The sequence below is a fragment of the Pyxidicoccus fallax genome, from assembly GCF_012933655.1.
GTDB classification, from domain to species: Bacteria; Myxococcota; Myxococcia; order Myxococcales; family Myxococcaceae; genus Myxococcus; species Myxococcus fallax.
The window spans coordinates 1-424 of sequence record NZ_JABBJJ010000786.1 but is presented as its reverse complement, the minus strand read 5'-3'; the positions used below and the strand labels follow the sequence as shown (position 1 = coordinate 424).

Here is a 424-nt window from a genome sequence, read left to right as displayed (position 1 = left end):
GGCAGAGTCTCTTATGGGGAAACCCGACCGGTGCGTCGCCGCGGGAATCCAGTCCAGGAGTGATCACGCCCGATGTTGATCGGCTTAGCGGGCGGCTGGCGGAATGAGACCGTTGGAAGCGCGGGCTACCTCCCTCGGCGTGTCAACGGAGCTTAACCTGGCTGGCGAGCGACCTCTTGCCTTGATCACGGGCGCCTCGGCGGGAATCGGTCGTGAAATTGCTACTCAGTTCGCTGCTCACGGTTACGACTTGGCCCTTGTAAGCCGCCGCAGAGAGCGCCTTCTGGACGTCGCGGCGGTGCTCGCCGACTGCTACGAAGTGGACGCGCTCGTCATTGACGCCGACCTCTCCTCACGAGACGGGCCTTCCGAGGTCCTGTCTCGCTTGCGCGCCTTAGATCGCCATGTCGATGCGTTGGTGAAC

1 protein-coding gene is annotated in these 424 nt (G+C 63.4%); it reads left to right on the top strand.

The window, feature by feature from the left end:
• Window positions 1-139: 139 nt before the first annotated feature.
• Window positions 140-424 (top strand): SDR family NAD(P)-dependent oxidoreductase (locus tag HG543_RS54170; RefSeq protein ID WP_211194833.1); only part of this gene is annotated, 285 nt, incomplete at its 3' end.